Raw genomic sequence first — 26286 nt, 5'->3', positions numbered from 1 at the left:
ACGTATTGCAATCGTTGCCGGTGAAGTTAAATCGGGCATGGGTCTGTCGATGGGGAAGCCTCTCACCTGCTCGAATGTGGTCGGGCTCGCGATTTACGCTGAGTCGGTTGACGGGCCTGCAGGCTGTGTCCTGTAATTGCAGCATGGCGCAGGGGAAATTCTTCAAGGGGAGGGACATGTCTGTCGACGCCAGGGTTGATCACGTGGTGGAGGTGCTCTGTGGGCGCCTCGCCGAGAATGATTCCGTACTCATGGCCCGCCGAGATTTGACGAATATCTGGCGGGAGGCGGGCTTCAAGAGACTGGCGGAAGACTGGACTGCTTCCAGCTCTGTCGAGAGGAGCACGCCCGAAGCTGGTGCCGATCCATTGGCCGAGCTGATGACGGTAGCCCGGACTCGCCTAAGTAAGGGGCACGCCATGGAGCTTCAGCTCGCACTCGAAGAGAGCGGTATTCACTGCGAGCCAGCTCTTGGCCGTCTGGGCGCGGGCACCGACATCGTCCGCATCTACCGGAAGTGGCGCGTGCAGAAGTAGAAGGTGGGGTCCTGGCCCGACTCGAACCGGGACTGCCTACGGCCCGGCGTCGTTGTCGAGGGCGGTGGCGGCGAAGATGCACAGGGCGTTCACGGTGGTGCTGAGCGGGGCCGTGGTGTCCAGCGCCAGCGCGGGTTGTTCGGGATCGGACCAGGACAGCTCCGGCGCGTCCGGGGCTGGGTTGGCCCGGTAGCCGCGGACGGTGCGGAGGGCGTCGCGGGCGTGGCGCACTGGTTCGGGTGCGTGGACGTGGATGAGGTGGAGGCGTTGTCCGAGGAGGTCTGCGGCGAGCTTGCGCTCCGCCTCGGTGGAGGTCACCAGGGTGACGATGCCGATCTGGTGCCGGCCGGCGGCGTGTGCGAGGGCGCGGATCGTGGCGATGCGGTCGGAGGGCGACCAGCCGAGATCTTGCAGGACGCCGGTGGCGCGTTCGACGTCCGCGTCGTAGAGCTCGCAGTCGGCGCCGTGCTCGGCTCGGAGGTAGTCGCGGAGGTGGCGGGCGAGGGTGGTCTTGCCGGAGGCGGGCAGTCCGAGGAGCCAGAAGATGGTTGATGATCGCGGCTGGTTCACGGGGCGTAACCCCATTTTTGGCACCAGGAGTTGAGCAGCGGCGGGATTTCGGCGTCCGGCGGCGGTGGGGTGGCGGCCTGGATACGGCCGGAGGCGATCTGGGGTGACCAGTCGCCGATGCCGTAGACGAAGGGGCCGTGGTCGTGGCGGCCGTAGTCGAGCATGCTCGGATCCCAGGGGATGCCGATGTGCTCGCACAGCGCCTTGCAGGTGACCTCCGGATCGGCGGTGAGCTGCTCGTAGGTGACGTGGACGGCACCCAGGAGGTTGGCGGCGGCTTCGTCGAGGGCGGTGGCGAACTTGTCGACGGTGACGGCTGCTTCCGCGAGGTCATTGGCGTCGCCGGCGCGGCGGATGGAGTCGGCGATGGCGACGGGGTGGCGGCGCAGGACGATGTAGCGGGCTTGGGGCCAGCAGGCGGCGAGGCGTTGCCAGATGAACACGTTGCCGGGGGACTTCTCGACGAGCACGGTCTTGCCGGCCTCGGTGAGCTGGCGGTGGAGTAGGCGGTCCCAGAGCAGGTGCTCGAGGTCGGTGGGGGCGAGGCCGAGGGTGCGCATGGACAGGTCGGTGAACTCGTCGTCGACGGCCACGGTGTAGCCGGCGAGGTGGAGTTCGTGTGGGGCGTGGACGTCGGGGTGGGAGCCGAGCAAGCAGCGCAGCAGGGTCGATCCGGAGCGGATCGGGGAGAGAAGGAACACGGGCGAGGGGACAAGACGGTGATCAGGCACCGAATTCCTCCTTCACGGCGCGCTCGCGTTCGGCGAAGACACGCAGGCGGGTGGCGATGTCGCGGCGGTAGTGTGCGGAGCCGGGGGCGGTCTTCTCGTCGCAGTGGAAGATCCGGAGCGGGAGGCGGTGCAGGTAGCCGATGCCGGGGCCGGCGGGCTGGGCGAAGGTGTGGGAGAGCCAGTCCTCGTAGTTCATCCAGTGCTGGCCGTCGTCGTGGAACCGGTCGCCGGGGATGCCGCCGGCCGCGGCCATGACGGGGCGGGCCCGCTGGGTGTCGTAGATCAGGAAGTGCGAGGAGACGCGGTTGACCGAGCGGGCGCGGTTGCTCAGCGGCGGGCCGGCCTCTTCGAGCTTCCACTGCCAGCAGTCGTGGTCGTCAATGCGCTGGGCGAGCGCGAGCTGCGGGCACTGGTCGAACGTCTCGGCGATCTCGGCGAGGACATCGGTGGCGTGCGGGTCGCGGAAGGCGACGACGTCGCCTTCGATGGTGATCAGGAAGCGGCTCTTGTCGCTGACGAAGTGGGTGTGGATGTTGTTCGCCTGGTCGCCGGAGGCCCGGTGGCGGGTGCGCCAGCGTAGCCGCACCTCGTCGAACCCCCAGGTGTGGTGGGCGAGTTCGACGATCTCATCGGCCGGGGCACTTTCTGCGCCGTCCACGACGAGCACCAGGTCGTACGGGTGGCGGGTGCCGTGGGTCAGGGCGTCCAAGGTGGTGGGGATGGTGCGGCGCAGGAGTTCGATGTCGCTGTGGACGAGGTATGCGATCGTGAACGCGGGTGGATAGGTCACGATGGTCACCATCCCGCCGGCCCGGTCACGCCCGTTGCTGACGTGCTGTCGGCCAGGTCCTTGGACGTGAGCAGGGCGCGGAGGTCTTCCATCATGCGGGCGGTGAGGTCGCCAGCTGCGATGGCGATGTCCCGCTCGATGCCATGCTCGACCTGGTCAGGGATGTGCGGATGGCCCACGCACATCCCCATGACCTGGTACTTGGCGCTGCGGCCGAGTCCGATCCGGTCGGCGAGGTCCTGCAGCGCGAACAGGTCGAAGACGACCGTGCCGGCGCGGTACAGGCGGTCGGCGAAGGCGGCGGTGTAGTGGGATATGAGGTCGCGCGCCGCGGCGTGGTGCGCGGCTGGCAGGGCGGCCTGTTCGAGGGCTTCGGCGACCGGGGTGGGGAGGAAGACGAAGGCGCAGCGGTAGAAGTCGGAGGTGCCGAGCATCCGGAAGCAGCCGGTGCGCTCGAGAAGGTCGACCATCCTCTGGAAGGTGGCCTGGCGGTCTTCGACGAGTCGGCCGATGCTGTCGACACCTTGATGCTTGATGAGCGCCCAGAGCTTGAGCGATTCGAATCCGCGGGAGCCGTAGAACGGGGTGATCAGTCCGAGGTCGAGGCAGCCGGGGTCCTCTGCGCGGTCCGGGTAGCGGGCGAATCGGCCGAGCGCGGCGGGGTCGCGGAAGAGCACGTAGCTGGAGGGGTAGCTGACGAACAGGCCCTTGTGCGGGTCGAGAGCGACCGAGTCGGCGTGCTCGATTCCGGCGAGCCGGACCCTGAGCTTCTCGGAGAAGAGCAGGCTGCCGCCGTGGCAGGCGTCCACGTGGAACCACACACCGTGCTGCTCGCTGAGGTCGGCGAGGGCCTGAAGGTCGTCGATGCCGGTGGTGCGGCAGTTGCCGGCGACGCCGACGACCATGAAGATCCGCTTGCCGGGAGGCGGCGAGGCCAACAGGCGGGCGACGGAGACAGGGTCGCTGGTGAAGTCCGGGGTGGCGTCCGCCCACAGGAGCCCGTCGGTGCCGAGGCCGAGGGCCTGGGCGGCGGCGAGGTAGGAGAAGTGCTCGACGCCGCCGGCCAGCAGGATCACCGGCTGCTCGGGCAGGGCCCGCAGGCCGGTGGTGCGGATCTCGGGGTAGGTGTGGGCGAGGGCGGCGGCGATGGCGATGTGGTTGCTCATGTTGCCACCGGAGGTCCACATGCCGCCGAGAGAGGCGAGCCCCTGGTAGTCGGTCAGAGGCGTGACCGGGTAGCCGATGAGTGCCCGGAGCCAGGTGATCAGCTGGGCCTCGATCACGCTGGCGGCGGGCGCGCTGCGGTCGTAGGCGATCAGGTTCTGGTTGAGGAAGGACGCGACGATGTCGGCCGCGAGGGCGGCGATGCTGTCGCCGGTGTCGGGGAACGCGAGATAGCGCGGGTCTGCCTGGGAGATCGACCACTGGGCGATCTCGGTCAGCGCCTCCAGCAGCTGCTCGTCGTTCTCGCCGGCCGCGGGGAGCGGGCCGGCGAAGCGGTCGATGAGCTCGCTGACCGTCGCGTGCTGCAGGACGAGGTCGTCGCGCAAGGTTCCGGAGGCGAAGTCGAGGCCGAGGTCGACCGCCCGGTGCAGCAGCCGCCGGCCTTCCTCGGTCGGGCGATTGCCCAGGAGGGCGGGCGGATGGGTGTCAGACACGTCCGAACTCCATTCGGTACACGCAGTCTTCGCACGAGGACCAGGCAGGAGCCTGGGAGAGGAAGGAGTCCCGCAGAGCCCCGTACGGCTTTGACGTCCAGATCTCGGCCATCGGCGCCTGGTGGATGTTGCCGAGCACGTTTCCGGGTGAGGACTCCATGTGGACGCAGCACGGCGTGACGTCGCCGTCTTTGGTGATGTACGTGGCGTCCCAGGGCCACGGGCACACGGCCCGGCCTGCGGCCGGGGAGGCCAGCCGGGAGTAGTCGAAGATCGACAGCTGCAGACCCAGCTCGTCGGCGCGGGCGAGGCCGGCCTCCAGGTGCGGCACGACCTGCGAGGGTGGGGCGGCGAACAGGGACTCGGTGTTGAGGGTCTTGTCCTCGCCCCAGTGGTGCAGGCTCTCGACACTGATGCGTGAGACGCCGTGGTCCGCGACGAAGTCGACGATCGCCGGGAACTGGTCGAGGTTCGCGGTGGAGAGCGTCACCGCGGCCGACAGCTCGGTGTCGCGGTCTCGGGTCATCTCCGTAGCCTCGCGCAGCGCGGTGGACAGCTGGGATCGGCGCAGGCCGGAGCGCATCCGCCGGAGCGTGGCATCGTCGGCGCCGTCGACGCTGATGGCGAGCAGGCCCAGCCCCGCCTCCAGCACCGGCTGGAGACGACGGCGCACGAGCAGGCCGTTGGTGTTCGTCGAGGTGAACACGGAACGGTCGGTGCACGCCTGGACGTAGGCGGCGAAGTCGCGGTCGATCAGCGCCTCACCGGCGCCGACGAAGGAGACGTGGCCGAGATCGGGCAGCTGCTTGAGCAGCGCGACGAAGGCGTCCAGGGCCAGGTGCCCGCCGCTGCTGTCGTGCACCGCCCGCACGCATCCGGCGCAGGCGAGGTTGCACAGGTCGGTGAGCTCCACCTGCAGGTACTGGGGAGTTGGCGTCGGCCGGCCCGGTTCGAGCCCGTAGCGGTCGAAGTCGTCGGTGACGAGGAACTTCCGAAAGCGCTCCGGCACCACGATCGGTCGCACCTGCTCGGGCATCACCTGGTCACCTCCTTCCGGTAGACGGAGACCGTCTCGTCGACGAACGCCTCGAACGCCGACGTCCGACGGCCGAACGACGGCCCCCGCAGGTCCTGGCATCTGGCCGCGGCAGAGATCGCCTGCCTCCACGAAGCCGGGTCGGCGTACTGCTCGACGAGGTGGACGCCCTTGTCGTCCGTGAGGTGGCGCATGGACGGCACCGCCGAGGACCACACCGGCACGCCCAGGGCGCGGGCTTCGTGCGCCACGATCGGATGGTTCTCCCACCACTGCGAGGGCACCAGCAGCGCCCGGGCGCCGGCCAGCACCGGCCCGACGTCGGAGCGGGAGAGCGGAGGAAGCCAGCGCACCCGCGGATCGGCTGTGGCGACCAGGCGCATCCATTCCTCGTACGCGGCGTCGTCGGGCACGGTTGCGACCAGGAGCGGCAGCGTGGTCGGGCTTTCCGCGAGGGCGTCGAGGAGGACGTGGAGGCCCTTCTCCGGTGAGCACCGGCCCAGGAACAGCAGGTACTCACCGCTGGCGCTGCTCTCGATTAGCGACTGCCAGCTGCCGGGGAGCCCGTAGCAGGCCCGGTCCCGGACCAGCTTGTCCACCGCGACGCCGGCCTTCGCGAGCTGCACAGCCTGGTGCGGGGTCTGCGTCCACAGCGCCCGCACCCGCCCGTTCAGCCACGCGAGATTGCGCGCCCTCCACGACTCCACGTCCCCAGCCGCCGCAGTCGGCGCACCCAGGCAGCCCGCGCAGGCGGTGGACGGGGCGGTGCTGGTGCACTGGCCACCGGTGGAGCGCACGAGGAGCTGGTGGTCGGGACAGACGGCGGTGTAGTCGGTCAGCGTCGCGACGACTGGCACGTTCCGCAGCGGCGCGGTGTCGAGGAACGCAAGGCCGATGCGGCTGAAGTGCAGGACGTGGACGAGGTCGATGGCAGGTCGCGAGGCGAGCAACTGCTCGATGCGCGCTGCCTGCTGGGCCTCCTGGACGTGCCAATCGGCCGGGTAGTCGTGTGTGAAGACCGTGGGCACGCTGATGTACTCGGCCGCGGTGCGTCGCTGCGGCGGCGGCGGGTCGCCGGCCGCGAGCCATGTGACGTCCAAGCCTCGCGCCATCAGGGCCCGGGCGAGGTCGTCGGCCAGGATCTCCGTCCCGCCGGCCTCCTCTCCCGCGAACCGGTGGGTGACCAGAAGAATGCGCATCTCGCCTCCCGTCAGCAGGTGTTGCCCTGGAGCCCGGCCCAGCGGCCGAGCGGAGTCAGCTCAACGGGCATCCGGCCGTTGACCCCCGCCGAGGTGGGTCGCCCGGGTGCTTCCGGACCGAACAGACGGAGCAGGCCCGCCGCGTTGGGGTTCAGGGCCGCGAATGGCTCGTGCAGCGCCAAGGCCGTCCACCCGCCGTCCGTGAAGTCCGCGAACACGTTCACACCAAGCCCCTCGCCGGAACCGGCCGGTTCGGGAAGCGGCACGAGCAGTTCCAGGTGATCGGCTTCCCAGGAGCGGCGGACGTCGTGGGCGTTCTCCCAGACGGGATCGGGATGCGGAACACGGCGGAATCGGGCGGTGGGTGCTGCGAGCCACCAGGCGCCGTCGCGGGTGCACCGCAGGTACCGCTCGCCGGGCCACTGCCCGGCGGCGAGATCATGCAGGGTGAACACCCCCTCACCCAACGGCTGCAGCCGGACGCGGACAGCTTGGACGGCGTCGGGTGTATCGCCCAACTCCAGGCGCACCGCGAGCCCTTCGGCACCTCGGGCGAGCGTGACGGCGAGTCCCGCAGGGCCGGCCAGTCCGCCTCGCACCCGGCCCGGACCGGCGAGCGGGACGGCTGCCTGCCGGTAGTCGGCAGCGGCGTCGAGGTGGGCCGCCGGCAGGTAGGCGGCTTCGGGGGAGGAGGCGAGCGCTTCGGCGGTGAGTCCGTACGGCGAGGGCAGGGCGTCCAGGACCTCCGGGTGCTGCTCGCGCAGGGTGACGACGAGGCGGATCGACAGGTCGGTCAGGAACCGGATCAGGTCGCACTTCACGCCGTCGGGCTTGGTGATGTCACCGTTCGCGAGGACCGCCTGGTAGTAGCAGCCGCCGCCGCACACGTACCGCGACGGGCACGAGGAGCACTCGTTCCGCTGGTCGACGACCAGGTCGAGGTACTTGCGGCGCTCGGAGTCCTCGACACCGGTGGAGGCGTGGCCGATGTGCCAGCCGGACTTGCCGATGAAGTGCGCGCACGGGTACAGGTTGCCGTTGGTGTCCAGGTAGGTGCCGCTCTTGCCGGCCCCGCACCGGTAGACCTGCGCCGCACGGTCCTTCACCCGGTAGAAGAACCGCATGAAGAAGTCCTCGGAGTTCAGCGCGAGCAGCCGGGCGAGGATGCCCTCCGGGGGCTGGGCGAGGATGTGCTCGACGAGGTCGGCGTAGCCCTGGCGGAAGGCCGGCAGGGTCTCGGCGTTGAGCGCGTAGTCCTTGTCATGGGTGGCATTGACCGGCTTCATGTAGATGTTGCGGGCGCCGACGTCCTCGAAGAGGTGGCGGAAGATCGCCACGAAGTCGGTGCAGTACGCGGTCAGGACCGCCGAGACCCCCATGTCGGGGTGGCGGGCCAGCACCTGGTCCAGCACCGAGCGCACGTGGTCGTACGTGCCGCCGCGACCACCGGTGTAGAAGCGCACCCGGTCGTGGACGTCCCGGGGCCCGTCCAGGCTGATGTCCTGGGGCGGACCGAGCTGCTCGGCAAGCTCCGTCGTCATCGACAGCGTCGCGTTGGTGACCATGGGCCCCGCCCAGACCACGGCGACAGGCGAGTCGACGAGGTTCTCGGCGACCAGCTCCTGGACCGTGTCGTGCATGTGGCGCACGAGCATGGTCTCGCCCGCCAGGCCGAAGTCGATCCGGCTGTACCGGGCGTCCTCCTCGACCAGCCGCTCGCGGTGGGTGCGAAGGCCCTGCACCACAGTCTCCAGCGGGATCGTGACGGGCTTGCCGTCGGCGTGCACCCGGTCCCGGAACGAGCAGTACGTGCAGCCCATGTTGCACTGGTCGGTCAACGACAACTGGGCCTGCGGGTACGCCTCACGGTAGGAGGTGATCTGGTGGACCGGCTCCAGGCCGCCGCACGGACACGGCTGACCCGGTTCGGTGATCTGGCCGCCGCGGACATGAAAGGTGTAGCCGTCCGCGAAGGAGACGTGCGAAGCATCGCTGGTGGACAGGGGAATCGCGTCGCTGATCACAGTTGACCTCTCGGATTGAGATGGCGCGGATCGGTGCGGAACGGGATTACAGGCTTCGTGGGCCAGGCAGACCGAGACGGAGGCGCAGCACGTCCAGCTGGTCGGCCAGCTGCTCCACCTCCGTGTCCAGGCCGGTGGTCAGCGCGGGGTCAGTCGCCTCCCGCAGAGCGAACGCCGCGCGGACCACGGCTTCCACCTCGGCGGCCTCGCCGCCCGGAACGAGCTCGTGCAGGAGCGACAGCTGGGGGACCAGCTTCACCGGAGGCGGCGCAGCTGCGGCACGGGTGAACACGAGCCGAGCCAGCAGCGCCCGGGCCTCGAACCACAGGTACTTGGCGGTGAGTTCGCGGCCCCGCTGCTCGTACTCACTCGGACGGCGGGTAATGGTGGCGGACGGGCCGGCGATGGCGCCGGCGAGCCAGCCGGGGCTGTGATGGTCCGCGCCGGGCCGGCGCAGCTCGAACCATTCGTGGAGATCGCGGCTCAACATCCCGTCCGCGCTGACGACATCCCGCTCGGTCGGCCTGGCGGCGGAGCCCTCGGCGGCAAGCCCGAGGCAGGTGAGCGCTTCGATCACGAGGTCCTCGAGTGCCTGATGCCCGTTGGGGTGGTCGGGTGAGCTGAGCTCGAAGTCGACGTCGCTGCCGCGTCCGAGGACTCCCTGCGCGCACGAGCCGCGTAAGAGGAGCTCCAACTCCTCCAGTCCCAGGAGAGCTTGAGCGGTCCGGGCAATGCGGGCGGTGACTTCCTCGGCGACCTCGGCGCGCTCACACGCCGCGTCCCACCCGCCGCCGCCCCGCAGCTCCTCCAGACGTACGACCAGCTGTTCGGGCGATTGGAGACCGGTGGTCAACCAGTGCTCGGCCGTGGAGAACAGGGCGAGAACCCACGGCCGGCGCAACCGCTCCAGAGCATGGCCGCAGTCGGTGAGGGCATCCAGCCGGTGAAGGAGATCCGCATAGGCGTCCTCACCCTGGTCTGCTCGCAGCCGTGAGGTCAGCACCGTGTGGAAGACACCGAGACCGGGCGGCAGGACGTCCTCGGCGAGATGACCCAGGCGGGCGGCACTCGCGGACTTCGGCCCCGCGGCGGGCAGTTCACTCGCGAGCGTCAACTCGATGCCCCGGCGACGCACCTCCCGCACGGTCAGCCCGGCCGGCAGCCAGGCGGCGAGTATGGACTCGAAATCGTCCAGTGGGGGCTCGTCTCCGCTCCCCGCCGTGATGCGCCTTCTGAGTCCCAGATCGCGTCCGAGCCGGTCGGACCACGCGATGTCCCACTTCATCACGGTCAGCGCACCGGGGGCGGCGGTGCCCGCCGGGACGAGCAGAGCGTCCTCCCAGTCGATCAGGACCGTCCGGCCGCTCTTCCGGAACATGTTCCGCGGAATGCACCCGGACGCCTCCACACCGCGTCCCATCACAGCCAGGAGGAGATCCGCGATCTCCTCCGTTGACAAGCCGGCCAGGCCGTCCGTTGAGGCGGAGAGCGGGATCCCGAGGTAGGGCGACACCAGAGCCGCCGTACGGTCGTCCAGCGGCACCAGGTCGGGAACGCACACCTCGATACGCCCGAATCCGTCCACCGTGAGCGCACCCAAGCGACGCGCCGCCTCCGCAGCGAGCGCGTGCTCCGCGCGCGCTGCCGCCTGGGGCCGGAGCTTGGCTACAAGGTCCCGCCCTTCGTGGCGCAGCCGCCGCACCGCACCGGTGACGTCACCGAACTGCGGATCGTCGAGCGCATGCTTCCCGCGGTCCCCGGCGAACACCGCCCGGATCGCCGCAGCGACGCCCGGCGAACCACCTGCACCCCCAGACAGCCTGCTCACCCCACTCCCCTCCCGAGCGCCGCACAGCAGGCTTGCCACCGTAGCCGCTCCATCACGCTGTGTTCGATCGAATTTGCGGATTCGGCTCAAGGGGGATGCGGAACGCGTGCCTCCCCGGAGGTGGAGGTCTCCACCATTTGGTGCTGATGATCATTCAGGATGATCTACGGTCAAGGGTCTTGAGGGTGCAGGCTTGCGCTCCGCAACGAGGTTAATCCGGGCCGTTGGCTGTGCGGGGCATGGGATACTCGGCAGACGGCGCCGACCGCTCGACGGGGTGGCGCTGTGCGACTCCCGCGGCCCGTCCGCGGATCCGCCCTCTCACAGAAGTGGTCCTTCGATCTATGCCTACGGTCCTCTCCATCGCCGACGCGCTGCGCGAGCGCTTCGCACAGGCGATCTCCACTGCGTTCCCCGACGCCGCGGACAGCGACCCCCAGCTGCGACGAAGCGACCGCGCCGACTTCCAGGCCAACGGCATCATGAGCTTGGCCAAGCCTCTGCGGGCCAACCCCCGCGAGGTGGCCGCGCGCGTGCTCGAGAACCTCGGCTCTGACCAGGTGATCGCGAGCCTGGAGGTCTCCGGGCCCGGCTTCATCAATGTCACCGTCACCGACGCCGCCATCCTCGAGCGCCTGGCCGCCCGCGCGGCCGACGCCCGGTTCGGTGTCGGCAGCAACGCCGGGGCCGGCGTCACGGTGATCGACTACAGCCAGCCGAACATCGCCAAGGAGATGCACGTCGGCCACCTGCGCTCCACGATCATCGGCGACGCACTCGTGCGCGCCCTCGAGTTCACCGGCGAGAAAGTCGTCCGGCGCAACCACCTCGGCGACTGGGGCACCCAGTTCGGCATGCTCATCCAGTACCTCGTCGAGCACCCCGCCGAGCTCGACGAAGGCGCCGAGCCGGACGACTCCGGTCCGTCGATGTCCCGCTTGAACCGCCTGTACAAGGCATCGCGCGCCAAGTTTGACAGCGACGCCGACTTCGCCGACCGGGCCCGCCGGCGCGTCGTCGAGCTGCAGGCTGGCCACGCCGAGACCGTCGCGTCCTGGCAGGGCATGGTCGACGAGTCGAAGGTCTACTTCGAAGCCGTCTACGCCCGCCTCGGCGTCCTCCTCGAAGACGCCGACGCCGTCGGCGAGAGCTACTACAACCCGATGCTCGCCGACGTGTGCGCCGACCTCGAAGCCTCCGGCGTCGCCGTCCGCTCCGACGGAGCCCTGTGCGTCTTCTTCGACGACATCAAGGGCCCCAACGGCGAACCGACCCCGCTCATCGTCCAGAAGAGCGACGGCGGCTACGGATACGCCACCACCGACCTCGCCGCCATCCGCGACCGCGTCGGCATGCTCGGCGCCGACCAGCTCCTCTACGTCGTCGACAGCCGCCAGGCCCTCCACTTCCAGATGGTCTTCGAGACCGCCCGCCGCGCCGGCTGGCTCCCCGACAACGTCCGCGCCCTGCACCTCGGCTTCGGCACCGTCCTCGGCAAGGACGGCAAGCCCTTCAAGACCCGCTCCGGCGAGACCGTCCGCCTCATGGACCTCCTCGACGAAGCCGTCGACCGGGCCCGCACCGTCGTCGCCGAGAAGAGCCCCCAGCTCGCCACCGAGAAACTCGAAGACCGGGCCAAGCAGGTCGGCATCGGCGCAGTGAAGTACGCCGACCTGTCGACCTCCCGCACCCGCGACTACATCTTCGACGCAGACCGCATGGTCTCCCTCAACGGCGACACCGGCACCTACCTCCAGTACGCCTACGCCCGCATCCAGTCCATCCTCCGCAAGGCCCCCGACGGAGCCACCCCGACCGCCCACCAGGACCTCGCCCTGGAGCCGGCCGAACGCGCCCTCGGACTCCTCCTCGACGAATTCGGCGCCACCATCGACCTCGTCGCCGAGACCTTCGAACCCCACCGCCTCTGCGCCTACCTTCACAGCCTCGCGGCGGCGTACACCACGTTCTACGAGCACTGCCCCGTCCTGAAGGCCCCGACCCGCGAGGTCACGGAGACCCGGCTGCTGCTCTGCCAACTCACCGGCCAGACCCTCCGCCAGGGCATGGACCTCCTCGGCATCGGAACGCCCGAGCGGCTGTAGCTCTGGACGAGCCTCGGGGCGGGCAGGTATCACCTGCCCGCCCCGAAGCCGTGTGTAGCTGTGGTCCGGCCGCACCGCTGTCCCTTGGGATTCCGGGAAGCCCCGGAATCCCAAGGGGAGGAGACTACGGGTGTCTATCGACCCCGGTTGGGGGCTGTCGGCAGTCCACAGCAGACTCCCTGGCTCAGAGCCCGAGCCAGGGGGCGAGCGAGTCCCAAGCCATGCCGCACAGCCGCTGGGAGCGCTCGCGCACGAACTCGACGGTCCAGTCCTCCTCGCGCTCCGCGAGGGCTGCAACCAGAGGCAGATAGCGCGCTCGGCGGATGATGGCCTCCGCCCCTTCGCCGATTTCGATGCCCTCGTGGGCCGCCTGTGCGAGCGTCTTTTCCGCCTCCTCGACAGTCGTCGCGGAGAGCGCCCGGAACATCAGCCGTTTGATTGGCCACGAGCGCTGATGGGCGGAGGAGTTCTCGACCCTGGGAAGCAGCGTCAGGTTCCCGAGCATGTGGACGGTGTTCGACTCGTCATAGAGCCTTCCCTCCCACCCACTCGCACCGGACCCCTTCGGGGCCACATGCTCGATCGTGGAGAACGCCTCGTCATGCCAGCGCTCCAGATTGAGGGTGCTCAGGACTCCCTGCCTGCCGATCGTGATCAGGCCGGGCCGCTCCCTGTCGGGAGTCGAGTCGTTGGAGGCCGCGAGGAGCAGGAGCTTGGTGAGCTGCCGCGAGCTCGAGTAGACAGGGATCTCGGCCGCGCGTGCCACCCATCGGTCCTTCTCACCGAGCCCCTCCTCCTGGAGCTGCTGGCGGAAGTAGGCCAGCAGCTCCTCGATCGGGGGAACCTCGGTGAGCTGCCGGCCGAACCGCATGAACCGCGGCGCACCTTCGCCGGATGCCGGGAGGCCCATGAGCTTGCGGTACTTGTTGTCGATGCCATTGGTGCTGCCGAAAGCGCCTCGCCAGAGGCCGTAGAAGGCGCCGCAGGCTCGGACGGCGGTGAGGAACTGACGGGCCCGCTCGTCGATGTTGTCCTGCGCCAGCCGGTGCGAAGCGTAGTACCGGGTGAGCGGCGCGACCACGATCTCGTGCTTGGCCTCGCTAAGTACCTGGGCACACAATGCAGCCTGCTTTCGCAGCGCGTCATCCGTGCATTCCGGCAACTTGTCCGGCTGAGCCCACGGGCCGGAGACGAACTTGGTGACCTGGGCCAGCGCCTGCAGGAAGACCCGCCGCTCGGACTGGCCGGCCTCCTTGTCGAACGAGGTGCGCAGGTAGTGACGCTGCTCGCTGAGGCGCTTGCTGAGCCGGGTTCCGTCATTGAGCAGAGCGAACGGGATGAGGATGTTGTCCGTTGCGGTCTGCCGCTTGTCAGCGGATGACGCACCCTGTGCATCGAGGTACTTCTCGATGGTGTCGAAGTGGTTGTACGACTCCGAGTCGTGCCACTCCTTGAGCGGCTCGTTCTTGATGGCCTTGGGCTTGAACGTCTCGATCGCGGTGAGCGGCTGCCCAGTGGTGTTCAGCGCTTCGAACATGTCGAAGCCGTAGTCCTCGTGCTTGGACGTCACGACCGCCACGGTCACGCGGTTGAGCAGGTAGTTGGCGAAGACGATCAGCCGCAGAAGCGCCCCCAGGCGGTCGTCTTCCCGTGCGGCGTCGATCACGTAGTCGGGGAACGGGCTGTTGAACAGGCCCTCCTGGAGGACCTTGGAGTCCACCATGGCCTGAGCGGAGGGGATCTCGGCCTCGTCCTCCCGAGCCTGCCGCGACAGCGAGACGGCTTGGCGCAGCGTGCGACGGATGAGGACGCGCGTGAGCTCGAGATGCCTGTGAGCCTGGGCGTTGGCGTCTTCGGCTTCGCCCTCGACGAAGGGAACGTGCTTGTAGTCCTGGGAGATCGGCTCGTCGCGGCGGAACTGCCCGTACTGGTGCAGGTAGTACCCGATCGGGGATTCGTACCGCGCTTCGCCCTTATTGCGGGACCACACGTCGTGGAACGAGCGGATCATGCGAGGGTAGAAACGGAAGCTGCCCTCGCCGTAGCGCATATCCTCCTCGAAGGTGTCGGTGAGACGGACCGTCACATCGACTGCCTGGTTGAAACACCAGTCTCGGGCCTCACCTCCGTTCTTGGGGAGCCGATTCGCTCGAAGGCTGATTTCTTCGTGTAGGACAGTGGTCAGCAGGAGAAGGGTGGTCATCCGCTGCTGGCCGTCGATGATGCTCATGACCTTCGCGGGCACCATCGGTCGGTGGATCGGGTCCACGGTGCTGTACTGAAGGTCGCGCAGCGCGATTACCGAGCCGATGAAGCAGATCGATTCCGGGAACTTGGTGATCTGCTCCACGCCGTGGGCGACGTCGGCGATGAGGCGCTTGACCTTGTTGGACTCCCAGCTGTATGCGCGCTGGTACGGCGGGATATAGAGTCCCTGCCCGGTTTCGCTGAGGTACTGCGCCACGGTGTAGGGGGCGGCGTCAAAGATTTCTCGGGTTTCCAAATGAAGCTCCCGTGCATTTCGCGGTTCCGTTTGCCAGCCAGGCTCTCTTCGCGCGTTATCGCGGCTTTTCGGTTCCTCGGCTCACGCGGGCAGCCTGCGGCCCGGCGTCGCTGGAACACTTCACAGCTGCTGCGGTTCCTGCCGGCCCCCTCGCCACGTGTCCCCGGATGGGGGCACCTCTGCTTCCAGCCGTCCCCCTCGGTGTGCCCAACCCTGACCGTCGCGGCCTGCCGCTAATGGGTAGTCCACGACCAGTGATCACCCTAGACCGAGCGACTGACACGCATGAGTTCCTCTCGGAAAATCGCATACAAAAAACCGGGCATATCTGACATATGCCCCGAAATTTCGATGACTCGATTGCGGAACGCCGGTACGACGCCCGGCAGGCGAGTAGCGCACCGTGTCCGGCCGGGCGGTTTGGGTGAGCGCGCGTCGGCAGTCACTCCGGTTGGATAGGATCTCAGTGCACTCCTGGTGGAACGGATCATCCCGCCGAGGGGAGCCGCCAGGAGTGAGAGTCGGAACGCGCCGAAACGAGGGGGCAACATGGTCGAGGGCCGTGCCGCAGAAGCGAAGATCGTGTACCTCGACTACAACGCCACAGCCCCGCTGCGCCCGGAGGCCCTCGAGGTAACGCTGGCCGCGCTCAAGAGCGTCGGCAACGCCTCAAGCATGCACCACTTCGGCAGAGACGCCGCCGCCAGGGTCGACGGCGCGCGCCGCCAACTTGCCGATCTGCTCAGCTGCTCCCCTGGAGAGATCATCTTCACCTCGGGGGCAACCGAGGCGAACAACCTTGCCCTGCGGGCCGCGCTGGCCCGCGGCGGTGCACTGGTGACCACTGCGGTTGAACACCCTGCCGTGCTTGAAGCGGGGCGTGCGGTCACTGGAGGGGAGCTCGGTGATCTTGTCGTACTCCCCGTGGACGGCGATGGCGTCCTCGACCTGGAGGCGCTCCACGAGGCCCTCGACCAGCGGAATGTTGCCCTGGTGTCGGTCATGCTCGCAAACAACGAGACCGGAGTCCTGACCGACCTGGGCCCCATCGCCAAGGCCGCCCACGAAGTCGGCACCCTGGTCCACACCGATGCGACGCAGTATGTCGGGCGGCTGCCCCTGGACCTTGCGGAGCTGGACGTCGATCTGCTGTCGCTCTCTGCTCACAAGTTCGGCGGCCCGCAAGGAGCGGGGGCGCTGTTCGTCCGCCGCGGCACCAGCCTTCCGCACCGCCCCCTCCTGATCGGAGGCGGCCATGAACGCGGATGGCGAGCCGGAACCCTCAACGTGGCCGGCATCGCCGCGCTCGGCGCCGCAGCAGAGGCTGCCCGACGCAACCTGCCCTCGGAAGCCGCCCGAGTGTCCGAGCTGCGCGACAGGCTGGAAGCCGGTCTGACCGCCCGTGTCTCGGGCTGCCAGATCAATGCAGCGAGGGCGTCTCGCCTTCCTGGTGTGACCAGTGTCACTTTCCCGGGAGTGCCGGCCGACGCGGTGCTCGCCGCCATGCCACACGTAGCGGCATCGGACGGCAGCGCCTGCTCATCGGGAGCGCCGGGCCCGAGCCATGTCCTGCTGGCAATGGGCCGCAGCCGTGAGGACGCGGACTCCACTGTGCGCTTCTCCCTGGGATACGCCACCACCGCGGAGGACGTCGACCGAGCAATCGACGCGACTGCTGCCGCAGTCGAGCAAACCCGATTGCTGATGGCCGCTACCGCCAAACAGTGACCGACGTTATCCCTTAGCCCTTCTTTCCTGCGATTGACCACCGAGAGGCATCCCCGAATGTCAGACAGCCGGCTCGCTGAGGCCGTCGAGCTCAATTTCAACCGCCACGAGACCTTCGCGCCGCGGTTCGGTTGGATGCACAAGGCTTACACGCAGGTCAAGGACCACCCCGACATTTTCTACCGCGAGGACGCCCCCGTCCTGCTCGGCGTCGGCCGGAACATGGTCAACGCGATGCGCTACTGGTCGAAGGCGTTCAAGCTGACCCAGGAACACGCGCATACCGACCCGTCCAAGAAGGCACGCCAGTCCGCACCGACATGGCGCGCACGCTGGTTGCTCGACGAGCACGGCGCGGACCCGTATCTCGAGGACACCGGCAGCCTCTGGCTGCTGCACTGGTGGCTGCTCTCCGCCGAACCGGACTCCAAGTGCCAAGCACCCAGCTGGTACGTGATGTTCAACCTGGCGCCCCGCTCCCGAGTCACGACCGCAGAGATGACGAGCGTCATCACGCGCTTCGTGCATGAGAACTTCGATGAAGAGAAGTGGCGGGCTGCGGAGTCGGTCAATCGTGACGTGGACTGCCTGGTCAAGATGTACGCCCTGGACCAGGAGTTCAACCCGCTGTCTCCGGGAAGCTTCGAGGACCTGCTCATGTCCCCGTTCAGGGAGCTCGGACTGCTGGAGGGGCAGGGTAAGGGCAAGCAGCGGACCTGGCGCTTCACCAGCGGATCACGGTCGAACCTGCCCGCGCCGGTGCTCGCCTACGCCTGCCTGGACTACGCCTCTCGGCTCGCCCCGAATGCTGGCTCGATCACGCTGGCACGGCTGGCCGCAGAAGAAGGGTCACCGGGCCGCGTATTCCGCATGCGGGAGCCTGAGTTGACCAAGGCCATCGAGTCCGTGATCAATGACCACCCTGACCTCCAGCTGGTCGAGGCCCTCGGTCAGAGGAGCCTCGCCTACCGCAAGCCGCCACAGGCACTCGCGTGGGACATCTTGGATGAGTACTACGGCCGCGTCCGGGAACGGGACGGATTCCCCAGCCCGGACCAATGGACCGAGATGTACCCCGGGCTTGCCAAAACCGCGGTGAGCAGTCCGCGTAAGAAGACTTCACAGCAGGCCGAGGAGCTGGTGTTCGGCGAGGAGAACTCCTGATCATGACGACGAAGACCAAGCAGCGCTCCCGCCAGAGCGCGGACAGCTTCCAGCTCCCGAAGGGCATCGCCCTGGTCGGATCGGAGCTGCGGTCCACCAACCTCGAACGTGACGTCCGCGAGCGCCACCTGAACTCGCCCTACGTCGGCGCGCGCGCCCTCGATGTCCTTGAGCGTGTCACCAACGCAGTCGGCGAGCTCGGACGCACCCGCGCGTGGTCTTTCACCGGCCCCTACGGCTCCGGTAAGTCCACGCTCTCTAACCTCTTCGACGCCTTCCTCGGACACGACAAGGCTCGCCGTGCCGAGGCAGAAGCGGCCGTTGCGGCAACCAGCCCCGGGTACGCCGCCCGGCTGTCCCGCGTCCGGGACGAGATGACCGCGGACGGCTTCCTCGGTGCTGTTGCTACGGCCCGTCGTGAACCGCTAGCCGCAACGATTCACCGAGCCCTGCAGACCGCAGTCGAGCGCAGGTGGAAGAAGCGGCCCCCGAAGGCCGTTGCCCAGGCCCTTGCCGCGTGCGCCGAACGGGAGGTCCCGACGGCGCAGAGCCTGTTGGATGCCGTCACCGTGCTGTGTGACGCAGCCCCTGTCCTGCTGATCCTCGACGAGTTCGGCAAGACACTCGAGTACCTCGCCGCGGCCGGCGACACCGGAGACGCCGACAGCGACGTCTTCCTGCTCCAGATGCTGGCAGAGAAGGGAGCAGGCCGCTCTGGCCTGCCGCTGTTCATCTTCACGCTCCAGCACCTGGCGTTCACCGACTACGCAGCGCGATCCAGCTCCGTCCAGACCCAGGAATGGGCGAAGATCCAGGGCCGGTTCGAGGACATCACCTTCGCGCCGAACCTCGGCGACGCCGTCCACCTCATGCGCCGACGCCTCGACCTGTCCGCCGTGGCCGAGTCGGGCCGCGCACTTATCGAGGCCCAGGCAGAAGCTGCCGCGAAGGCGTGGAGGGAGGGGCACGCACTCAATTCCGTCGTCGACATCTCGGCCGAGATGTTCGCCGGCCTCTACCCCCTGCACCCGCTGACCGCTGTCGCGGCCCCGTTGCTCGCCTCCCAGATCGGCCAGCATGACCGCAGCCTCACCGGCTTCCTCGCCAGTGACGAGCCCCACACGGTCCGGCGGACAATGGAGACGCTGTCCTCGGACACGCCCGAGCGCGCCTCGACGGTTCGCCTCCCGCAGCTGTACGACTACTTCTTCGCATCGGGCCGCACCACCATCCTGGCCTCGGCCAACGCCAGCCGCTGGCTCGAGGTCGACATGCGGCTCAACGAGGCCCACGGCCTGCCCAACGAGGACCAGGAAGTCCTCAAGGTCATCGGCATCCTGAACCTCATCGACGCAGACGGTCTCCTGCGCGCAACGCCCGGCATGATCCAGTTCGCGCTCAACGACCCACTCGACGCCAACGACCCGGACCGCTTCGCAGCCCTGCAGAAGAAGCTGGACAAGCTCGTCCAAGACGGCTTCGTGGTTCACCGCGCCTACAGCAACGAGTACCGCGTCTGGCAGGGCACCGACGTCGACATCGAAGCCCGGGTCCGCGAAGTCGCCACCCGGATCCAGCCCGCGGACGTCGTCGACTACGTCAGCAAGCATCTCGGCACCGTCCTTCCCGCCGCCGTGGTGGCCGGCAAGCACAGCCAGCAGACCGGAATGCTGCGCTACTTCGTCACAGCGGTCAGCCACGAAGGCGAGAAGATCGACGGCCCCGAGGTGGTCAAGGACGCCGCAGACGGCCTCATCGTCTACCACCTCGGCACCCTCGACACCCGGCCTGCCGTCAACTCGCCCCTTCCTGTACTGATCGGCGTCACCAAGAACCCCGAACGGGTCCTTCAAGCCGGAATCGACCTCGTCGCACTCGAGGAACTCCTCGACGACGACACCATCGACCACGTCGCATCCCGGGAGATCGCCGAACGCGCAGCAGAGATCTCCCAGCTCATCGGAGCGCAGCTCGACGAGGCGTTCAACCCCCGTAGCCCGCAAGCCACCTGGCACCTCTGGAACACCGCTGCCGATGTCGGCAACGCGCCCGACGCAGCTCTCGAAGCGCGCAGCTACGCCAGCCTCGCCTCCCAGGCCTGCGAACTCGTCTACCCCCACACCCCGCGCATCCGCAACGAGATGGCCGGCCGTCACCAGCTCACCAGCAACGGCTCGCGAGCCCGCCGCGAGGTGCTCACCGCCATGATCCAGCGATCGGGCGTGCACCTCCTGGGCTTCGACCCCGACAACTACTCCGCAGAACGCGCGATGTACCACGGAGTCGTCGAGTACCTAGGCCTCCACCGCGTCGCGGGGGAGAGCGGCAACGCTGTCGACGCCGACACCATCCTCACCCACGGAATCTCCAGGCCCAGCAAGGAGACCAACGCCGAAGCCAACGTCACCGAAGTCTGGGACACCCTCGAGGCAGCGCTGACCAAGGCCACCCGACCGACCCCTCTGGGCGATATCTATGAGAAGCTCATGGCACCGCCCTACGGCGTCAAGGCCGGCGTCGTCCCGATCCTCGTGGTCACCGCCCTGATCCTGCGCAGCGACGACATCGCGCTGTTCGAGGACGGCAACTACTGCCAGCGCCTGACCCCGGAGATCATCGAGCGGCTCAACGTCAACCCGGACCGCTTCATGGTCAAGGCCGCACCCGTCGGCCGCGGCCAGCGCCGCCTCGTGGTCGAAGGACTCGCTAAGGCCCTCAACATTACCGCGCCGCGGTCACGCTCCGCCCGCAACCCCATGCTCCTGGCCGTCACCCGGACAATCCTTGGCCGCTACATGGGCCTTGACGACTTCGCCAAGGCCACCAAGCGTCTGAGCGCGCCGGCGCTGAAGCTCCGGGACGTCCTGAAGGAAGCCACCGACCCCGACGAGCTGATCTTCACCGCCCTGCCCCTCACTCAGGGATCCGAGCCCGTCCTGGCCGAGACCGCCAAGGACGAACAGGCAGCCAAGACGTACGTCGCGAGCCTCGTCGCCACCCTCGACGAGCTGTCCGGCGCGAGCGCCGCCCTGCGCCAGCAGCTCGTCGCGGCCCTCGCAAAGGAATTCCGCCTTCCCGCCGAGATCGGCGAACTCCGCGCTGGTCTCGCCGAACGGCTTCGCGGCTTCGCCAACGCACCCCTCGAACTCAGCCTGCAGGGCTTCGTCTCGCGCGTCCTCGACGAGAACCTGCCGGACGAGGACTGGCTCGAGCCGATCACCATCCGTCTCCTCAACAAGGCCCTCGTCAACTGGACCGACCGCGACACGGATGCCTTCCCGGCCAAGGTGAACGAGGTCGCCCGCGCCCTCGACCGAGTTAGCCACCTCTACGACACAAACGACGAGCCGGAGGCCGTCCGGAAGCCTGCCTCGCGGAGGCAGATCGACACCCGCCTTCTCACGCTCACCACCCCCCAGGGCACCGAGGAACGCACCCTCATCCACGTGCCGAAGCAGTCACGCAAGGCAGCCGACAAGCTCGTTGTCAGTGTCATCAGGCAGGCTGAAGAGGCGCTCGGCCCGGACGGCGCCCGCATCCTGCTCGCCGCCCTCGCCGAACGCCTGGCCGCCGCCAGCACCGACGCGGCCCCCGAGACGAAGGAGAAGCTGTGAGCGACACCAGCTCCGGCACCAAGAAGCGCCACGTACTCGGCCTGTCCGGGGGCAAGGACTCCTCAGCCCTCGCCATCCACATGCGCGACCGGGTACCCGACATGGAGTACTTCTTCTGCGACACCGGCGCCGAGCTGCCCGAGACGTACGAATACCTCAACCGCCTTGAAGCCGCGGTCGGCAAGCCGATCGTCCGGCTGAACGCCAGCCGCGACTTCGACCACTGGCTTGAGGTCTACCAGGGCACCCTCCCCAGCCCCCAGATGCGCTGGTGCACCAAGAACCTGAAGATCAAGCCGCTCGAAGAGTGGGTCGGCGACGACGAGGTGATCTCCTACGTCGCCATCCGGGCAGACGAGAACCGCCTGGGCTACGTCAGCACCAAGCCGAACATCACCGCGGTGTTCCCGTTCCGCGAAGACGGCATCGACCGAGCCGGCGTAGACAAGATCCTCGACGAGGCCGGCATCGGCCTGCCGGCCTACTACGAGTGGCGCACTCGCTCGGGCTGCTACTTCTGCTTCTTCCAGCGCAAGCACGAGTGGGTCGGGCTCAAGGACCGTCACCCGGACCTCTTCGAGAAGGCCATAGCTTACGAGGAGAAGGTCAACTACCGGCACACTGCGATGCAGGGCCGAGAGTACACCTGGTCCCAGGGCGAGTCCTTGCATGACCTGATCGAGCGCCGCGAGGAGATCGAAGCCAAGCATCAAGCAGCTCTGGAGAGGGCGGCCACCCGCGTAAGGCCGAACCGACCGCTGCTCGAGATCCTCGCCGATGCCCACGACGAGGACGATGACGAGGCAGGCTGCTCCGTCTGCCACCTCTGAGGAAAAACACCTGAGCCCCCGTTGCGACCGGCGATAGCCGGCCGCAACGGGGGCTCAGGCGCACCGATGGCGCTCGGAGCAACTCAGCCGCGCCGCCAAGATCCAGTACGGCACGTCGGAGAGCGCTATCGTTTGGGAGCCCGCACGTGAGCCGGGCCTGAGTAGACGATGCTCCCCGGAGAAACACTGGTCATGGCCGCACAGCTGCCCTACCTGGTCGGCCACACCGAGATCGCCGCCCTGTTTGGCATCGAGCGCCAGACGTCTCAAAAGTGGCGGACCGACGGCATCCTAGGCGAGCCCGACCTCATCGCGTCCGGGAACCCCTACTGGCTACTCGCCACGGTACTTCAGCTCGACGGGCACAGTGGTCGGGAGATCACCGAAGAGCGACTGGCGCAGTACAAGGCGACGATCCCGGGTGGATACAGTCTCGCGGACCCGAAGGATCTTCCGGCGCTCGTAGGGATCAAGGAGGTGGCTCTCGTCCTGAAGGTCGACGAACGAGCCATCGCTCGATGGCGGAACCGGCAGACGATTGCGGACGAGGATCTCAAGCTGTCGGGGTCACCGCTCTGGCTTCTCGACACGGTCATCGCTGATGCCCAAGCCCGCGGCCGAGCGGTTGATGCAGAAGCACATGCAAGGCTGCTCGCCGGTGAGCGGCTGAGTCAGAAGCCGCGAGGCCGTAAGGCGGCCTCGGGAAGGTAGTCAGGCTGGATGCCGCAGCCCCGGGACGTCGATGACGTTACGTCATGCACCAGCCGGAGTCGCACAACCCGTCGTCGTCGCCGACGACGGGAGGTTCCACCGCTATCGCCTCGGCCAGCGGACGGCCGTAGCGGGTCAGGTACACCGGATCCCGGCCGAGAGCCTCCCGCCGGCGGTTGACCAGTTCCTCGATGTGCATTGACTGGGCGAAGAGATCGGGCTCCAGCGACCGTTGACGGCGCCAGTCCCCTACGGTGCGGAATGGGCAGAAGAAGCACGAACTCTTCGGAGGTACGGGAAGCCCCGCTTGCTCAATGAGGCGCACACAGTCCGTCCTCCGAAGCCCAAGGTCCAGGAGCGGATACTCGATCAGCTCATACGGTTCGCTACGCCTGCGGTTCGCACGATGGATCTCGTCGACGGAGATTCCGATGCCCACGTGCGCCGGAGCACTGGTCGTGGCTCCGTGTTCGCGAAGCCATCGTCCGATCACCTTGATCTTGAAATCGGCTGTGCAGGACCTTCTCCCTGGTGCCCCGTTCGCCATGCGAACGGGGATCGGGATGGAACGAGTGTCGGGTCTACTGAGACGTTGCACCAGCGTTTCGGACTCGCCATCGCGCCGCAGCCGTCGGAGCTGCCTGAGATCGATCCCGGCGCTGGCAGCGAACGGAATTGCGACATCTCGTACGTACGTGAGCGTGGCCGGGTGCTCGCTATCGTCACCGACGTTCGCGAACAAGAACGTCGGGTAGTCGATTTCACGGCGCGCTGCGAGGACGAGCAGCGCAGTGGACTGAACGCCGCCCCCGTACGACACCGCTCTCAACGGGCCGGCCGTCCGCTCTCTACGCCCGGACATCGAATCTACTGAAGGTTGACCCATGAAGGCTCCCAGGTTGATCACTCGGACCTGAGATACTCTATGGATGATGATCGAATGGATCAAGTGTTTATCTCACAGGCTCGATGTCCCACACCGCCACCCTTGGACGGCGAAGCGGGACATCGAGTGGACCTGCGAGTGCGGCAAGGCGCCTGCTTGGCTTGGCGCCGCCAGCGGACTGCCTCAATGCCGACGCGGTGTTGAGGCCAGCTGTCGGCTTGTGAGCGCCAGCGCTCGGGGGCCGGTCTTCACCGGGCCGGCCCCGCCAGTCGCTGAGGGAGTCTCGGCCGGGCGAGATGTGTCGTCCTCGACCACAGGTCATGCTCTGCGAATCTGCCCGACTGGACGGCGGCCAGCCGCTCGATGGAGTGGCGCTCCCGCTTGATCCGATAAGTGCCGGAGGGTGTTAATATTTGTGGCGATTATTCAGTATCACCCATATTTGAGACTGCGGGTGAGGCTGACCTATGTGTATTGCCGGGAATTCGCGACTCGCCCAGTTCGATGTCTCGGCGGCGAGTCTCTTCCACGTGTCGAATGAGGATTTCCTCCATGAGATCGAGATGAAGGCCATCCTTTCGATATTTCTCCAGGAGGCGTTGCGCATCATATCGAAACGACCGGGCGGTGTTGCCCCCTGTAAACGTCGGTGGCTTATCTGCCATGGTCTGCAAGGACCGTCTGCGCTCCGCACGGTCCCAGCCGGCGAGCCACACGGCAGCTGCGCTCTCAGGGATCCCGCACGCTCTCACGAAGGATCCTACGAATCTCCTGGTCGGCACGCGGCGACCCTTCAGGACGCCGTGAATCGTGCCGCGAGAGAGCTTATCGCCTGAGCTTTGAGCGCGGCGCTCCAGCTCTCGCAGCGATAGTTCTCCCATCGCTTGATGAAGTTCGATCAAGGCGAGGCGAAGCGTGGCGTGATCTCTGATGTACTCGGGCCGCATTGGCTGAGGAGAATTGACCCCTCGCCCGGCCGCCCGCGCCCTCTCGTGTCGTGCCCGCTTCCACAATTCGCGGCCAGGTGTGGGGTCAACTCTGCATACCGCTGCGAATGCTTCCACGATCTCCAGCGTGGGCACGATCCGCCCCGAGGCTGCGCGAGAGAAAACGGTTGCAGAAAACGGGGCCTGCTGGGCCATCTCGCGATATGTCAGTCCGGACCGTTGCTTGTGTTCGCGGAGCCAGAGTGCCAGCTGAGCCCTGTGGTGCCATGCGCCTCTGTCGAGCTTTCTCTGGGGTCGGCCCATCTTGGCTGCCTCAGCGACGACGACCAGGAGCCAGGGTCGCCATCTCCCTGGCCGCCGGCATCGCAATGGCAACCGCACCGGCCAGCAGCTCGAGGATGCTGGCGGTCGGGGTGCCGGCGAGAGCCAGAACCGCGGCGAGGAGCACGATCACAAGCACGATGACGACTGGAGCTGTCGGGAGCATCCTTCGATTGCGCCAACGGGGCGTCCCGGTGGAGCACCGGAGCCCGGTCAGGTTCTGGCGGTTGTTCTTCATCATTTCCTCCCTGGCGGCGGGGCGGGCTGGAGTGAACGGCGGACGTCAGAGTGTCGGTCCGTCAGGCCGCTTGTGTGCCTCCGATCCTGCTGCCGGGGAGGCTGCTCCAGCAATGATGATCATGGTCCGAGTGTTGCGTTGATGTGGATGCGTCCCAAAAGAGGGTCGGCGCCCAGGTTTTTTGGAAGCGTGATCGAAAAGGGGGTCGCCGATACATCTGCCCAGGTCGGCGCATTTGATCTTGCTGAGTCGGGCGGAGTTGATGCACATCTGTCCGCAGCATCGGGCAAGGCCCTCACAGGGACAGGAGTCTGGGTATCGGTGCGGTCCACAGACGCCGTCGCGTTCAGCGGGTCGGGTTGGCCGGCGCCCCGGTTGACGACAGGCGAGAGACCTCTGGCCGCGCTCAAACGGAGAGCGAGAGCCTTACGCAGCGCAGCCCACGGTGGCCGGACGGCCAGCCATGCGCTGGGTCTCGGTCTGGTCGAGGCTGCTGCCGTATACGGCGTCCGTCCTCCTTCGGGCCGGCGTTGGCTCAGGCAGCCGGCGCGCGGCTGGACCGGCGCCGATGGAGGCGACCCCGCAGTGGGCATCCGCACGGTCAAGCGCAGCGGCCAGGGCGACGACGGCTTCGTCGGCGGAGTCCTTGAGGAGGTGGCCGTAGAGGTCGACGGTGATGGCGAGGTTGGCGTGGCGGAGGGTCTTGGAGACGACGGCGAGGGGGATGCCGGCGGCGATCATGATGCTGGCGGCGGTGTGGCGCAGGTCGTGCGTGCGCCGTGAGGCGCTGTGGTTCGAGTGGAGGTGAGAGACCTTCGCCGCTGATCCTGTCGCAGCAGGGCGGTGGAGCTGAGGGCAGCCTGATCC

20 protein-coding genes are annotated in these 26286 nt (G+C 67.7%); 7 read left to right on the top strand and 13 right to left on the bottom strand.

From position 1 onward, the window contains the following. Positions 1-176 precede the first annotated feature (176 nt). Positions 177-536, top strand: coding sequence for a hypothetical protein (locus ACFQ6N_RS20125; RefSeq protein WP_380650569.1), 360 nt, complete (start codon positions 177-179; stop codon positions 534-536). A gap of 36 nt (positions 537-572) precedes the next feature. Here the strand turns inward: ACFQ6N_RS20125 and ACFQ6N_RS20120 are convergent, their stop codons facing one another. The 8 genes from ACFQ6N_RS20120 to ACFQ6N_RS20085 are packed head-to-tail and all read right to left on the bottom strand — an operon-like array spanning position 573 to position 10411. Further along, positions 573-1106, bottom strand: a complete 534-nt coding sequence (locus ACFQ6N_RS20120; RefSeq protein ID WP_380650567.1) for an adenylyl-sulfate kinase — start codon at positions 1104-1106, stop codon at positions 573-575. Beyond that, positions 1103-1837, bottom strand: coding sequence for a sulfotransferase family protein (locus ACFQ6N_RS20115; protein ID WP_380650565.1), 735 nt, complete (start codon positions 1835-1837; stop codon positions 1103-1105). The genes ACFQ6N_RS20120 and ACFQ6N_RS20115 overlap by 4 nt, the downstream gene beginning before the upstream one ends. After that, positions 1830-2627, bottom strand: coding sequence for a hypothetical protein (locus ACFQ6N_RS20110; protein ID WP_380650563.1), 798 nt, complete (start codon positions 2625-2627; stop codon positions 1830-1832). Before ACFQ6N_RS20110 ends, ACFQ6N_RS20115 begins: the two co-directional genes overlap by 8 nt. A 5-nt stretch (positions 2628-2632) precedes the next feature. Further along, complete coding sequence (locus ACFQ6N_RS20105) at positions 2633-4285, bottom strand: pyridoxal phosphate-dependent decarboxylase family protein (protein WP_380650561.1); 1653 nt, start codon at positions 4283-4285, stop codon at positions 2633-2635. Beyond that, entirely contained in the window at positions 4278-5321 is a 1044-nt protein-coding gene (locus ACFQ6N_RS20100; RefSeq protein ID WP_380650559.1) for a radical SAM/SPASM domain-containing protein, read from the bottom strand. The genes ACFQ6N_RS20105 and ACFQ6N_RS20100 overlap by 8 nt, the downstream gene beginning before the upstream one ends. Then, entirely contained in the window at positions 5321-6520 is a 1200-nt protein-coding gene (locus tag ACFQ6N_RS20095) for a glycosyltransferase (RefSeq protein WP_380650557.1), read from the bottom strand. Before ACFQ6N_RS20095 ends, ACFQ6N_RS20100 begins: the two co-directional genes overlap by 1 nt. A gap of 11 nt (positions 6521-6531) precedes the next feature. Next, complete coding sequence (locus ACFQ6N_RS20090; protein ID WP_380650555.1) at positions 6532-8544, bottom strand: radical SAM protein; 2013 nt, start codon at positions 8542-8544, stop codon at positions 6532-6534. 46 nt (positions 8545-8590) lie between these two features. Then, complete coding sequence (locus ACFQ6N_RS20085; protein ID WP_380650553.1) at positions 8591-10411, bottom strand: hypothetical protein; 1821 nt, start codon at positions 10409-10411, stop codon at positions 8591-8593. A gap of 305 nt (positions 10412-10716) precedes the next feature. Between ACFQ6N_RS20085 and argS the strand changes: the two genes are divergently transcribed. Next, entirely contained in the window at positions 10717-12477 is a 1761-nt protein-coding gene (gene argS / locus ACFQ6N_RS20080; RefSeq protein WP_380650551.1) for an arginine--tRNA ligase, read from the top strand. Positions 12478-12661: 184 nt separating this feature from the next. Here the strand turns inward: argS and ACFQ6N_RS20075 are convergent, their stop codons facing one another. Next, positions 12662-14980, bottom strand: a complete 2319-nt coding sequence (locus ACFQ6N_RS20075; protein ID WP_380650549.1) for a DUF262 domain-containing protein — start codon at positions 14978-14980, stop codon at positions 12662-12664. A gap of 549 nt (positions 14981-15529) precedes the next feature. Between ACFQ6N_RS20075 and ACFQ6N_RS20070 the strand changes: the two genes are divergently transcribed. From ACFQ6N_RS20070 to ACFQ6N_RS20050, 5 genes are all read left to right on the top strand, one after another. Further along, a complete protein-coding gene (locus ACFQ6N_RS20070; protein WP_380650547.1) occupies positions 15530-16708 on the top strand; it encodes a cysteine desulfurase family protein in 1179 nt (392 codons plus the stop codon). Positions 16709-16765: 57 nt separating this feature from the next. After that, positions 16766-17872 (top strand): DUF4007 family protein, encoded by a 1107-nt coding sequence (locus tag ACFQ6N_RS20065; protein WP_359820509.1) that lies wholly within the window; start codon positions 16766-16768, stop codon positions 17870-17872. 2 nt (positions 17873-17874) lie between these two features. Beyond that, complete coding sequence (locus tag ACFQ6N_RS20060) at positions 17875-21486, top strand: ATP-binding protein (protein ID WP_380650545.1); 3612 nt, start codon at positions 17875-17877, stop codon at positions 21484-21486. Beyond that, on the top strand, positions 21483-22316 hold the full coding sequence (locus tag ACFQ6N_RS20055) for a phosphoadenosine phosphosulfate reductase family protein (protein ID WP_380650543.1): 834 nt from the start codon (positions 21483-21485) through the stop codon (positions 22314-22316). The genes ACFQ6N_RS20060 and ACFQ6N_RS20055 overlap by 4 nt, the downstream gene beginning before the upstream one ends. Positions 22317-22508: 192 nt before the next feature. Beyond that, positions 22509-23027, top strand: coding sequence for a hypothetical protein (locus ACFQ6N_RS20050; protein ID WP_380650541.1), 519 nt, complete (start codon positions 22509-22511; stop codon positions 23025-23027). Between the two features lie 37 nt (positions 23028-23064). Here ACFQ6N_RS20050 and ACFQ6N_RS20045 read toward each other — a convergent pair whose 3' ends face one another. The 4 genes from ACFQ6N_RS20045 to ACFQ6N_RS20030 all read right to left on the bottom strand — a co-directional run. Further along, positions 23065-23856, bottom strand: coding sequence for a phosphoadenosine phosphosulfate reductase (locus tag ACFQ6N_RS20045; RefSeq protein WP_380650693.1), 792 nt, complete (start codon positions 23854-23856; stop codon positions 23065-23067). Positions 23857-24335: 479 nt separating this feature from the next. Continuing rightward, the gene (locus tag ACFQ6N_RS20040) at positions 24336-25163 is read right to left on the bottom strand and encodes a helix-turn-helix domain-containing protein (RefSeq protein ID WP_380650539.1); all 828 of its coding nucleotides are present in this window, start codon (positions 25161-25163) and stop codon (positions 24336-24338) included. A gap of 10 nt (positions 25164-25173) precedes the next feature. Continuing rightward, on the bottom strand, positions 25174-25419 hold the full coding sequence (locus ACFQ6N_RS20035) for a hypothetical protein (RefSeq protein ID WP_380650537.1): 246 nt from the start codon (positions 25417-25419) through the stop codon (positions 25174-25176). A 426-nt stretch (positions 25420-25845) separates the two neighbouring features. Then, positions 25846-26286 (bottom strand): tyrosine-type recombinase/integrase (locus ACFQ6N_RS20030; RefSeq protein ID WP_380650535.1); only part of this gene is annotated, 441 nt, incomplete at its 5' end.

Origin of the sequence: Kitasatospora sp. NPDC056446, assembly GCF_042796115.1 — a bacterium.
Taxonomy (GTDB): Bacteria; Actinomycetota; Actinomycetes; order Streptomycetales; family Streptomycetaceae; genus Kitasatospora.
This window is presented reverse-complemented; position numbering and strand designations above follow the sequence as displayed.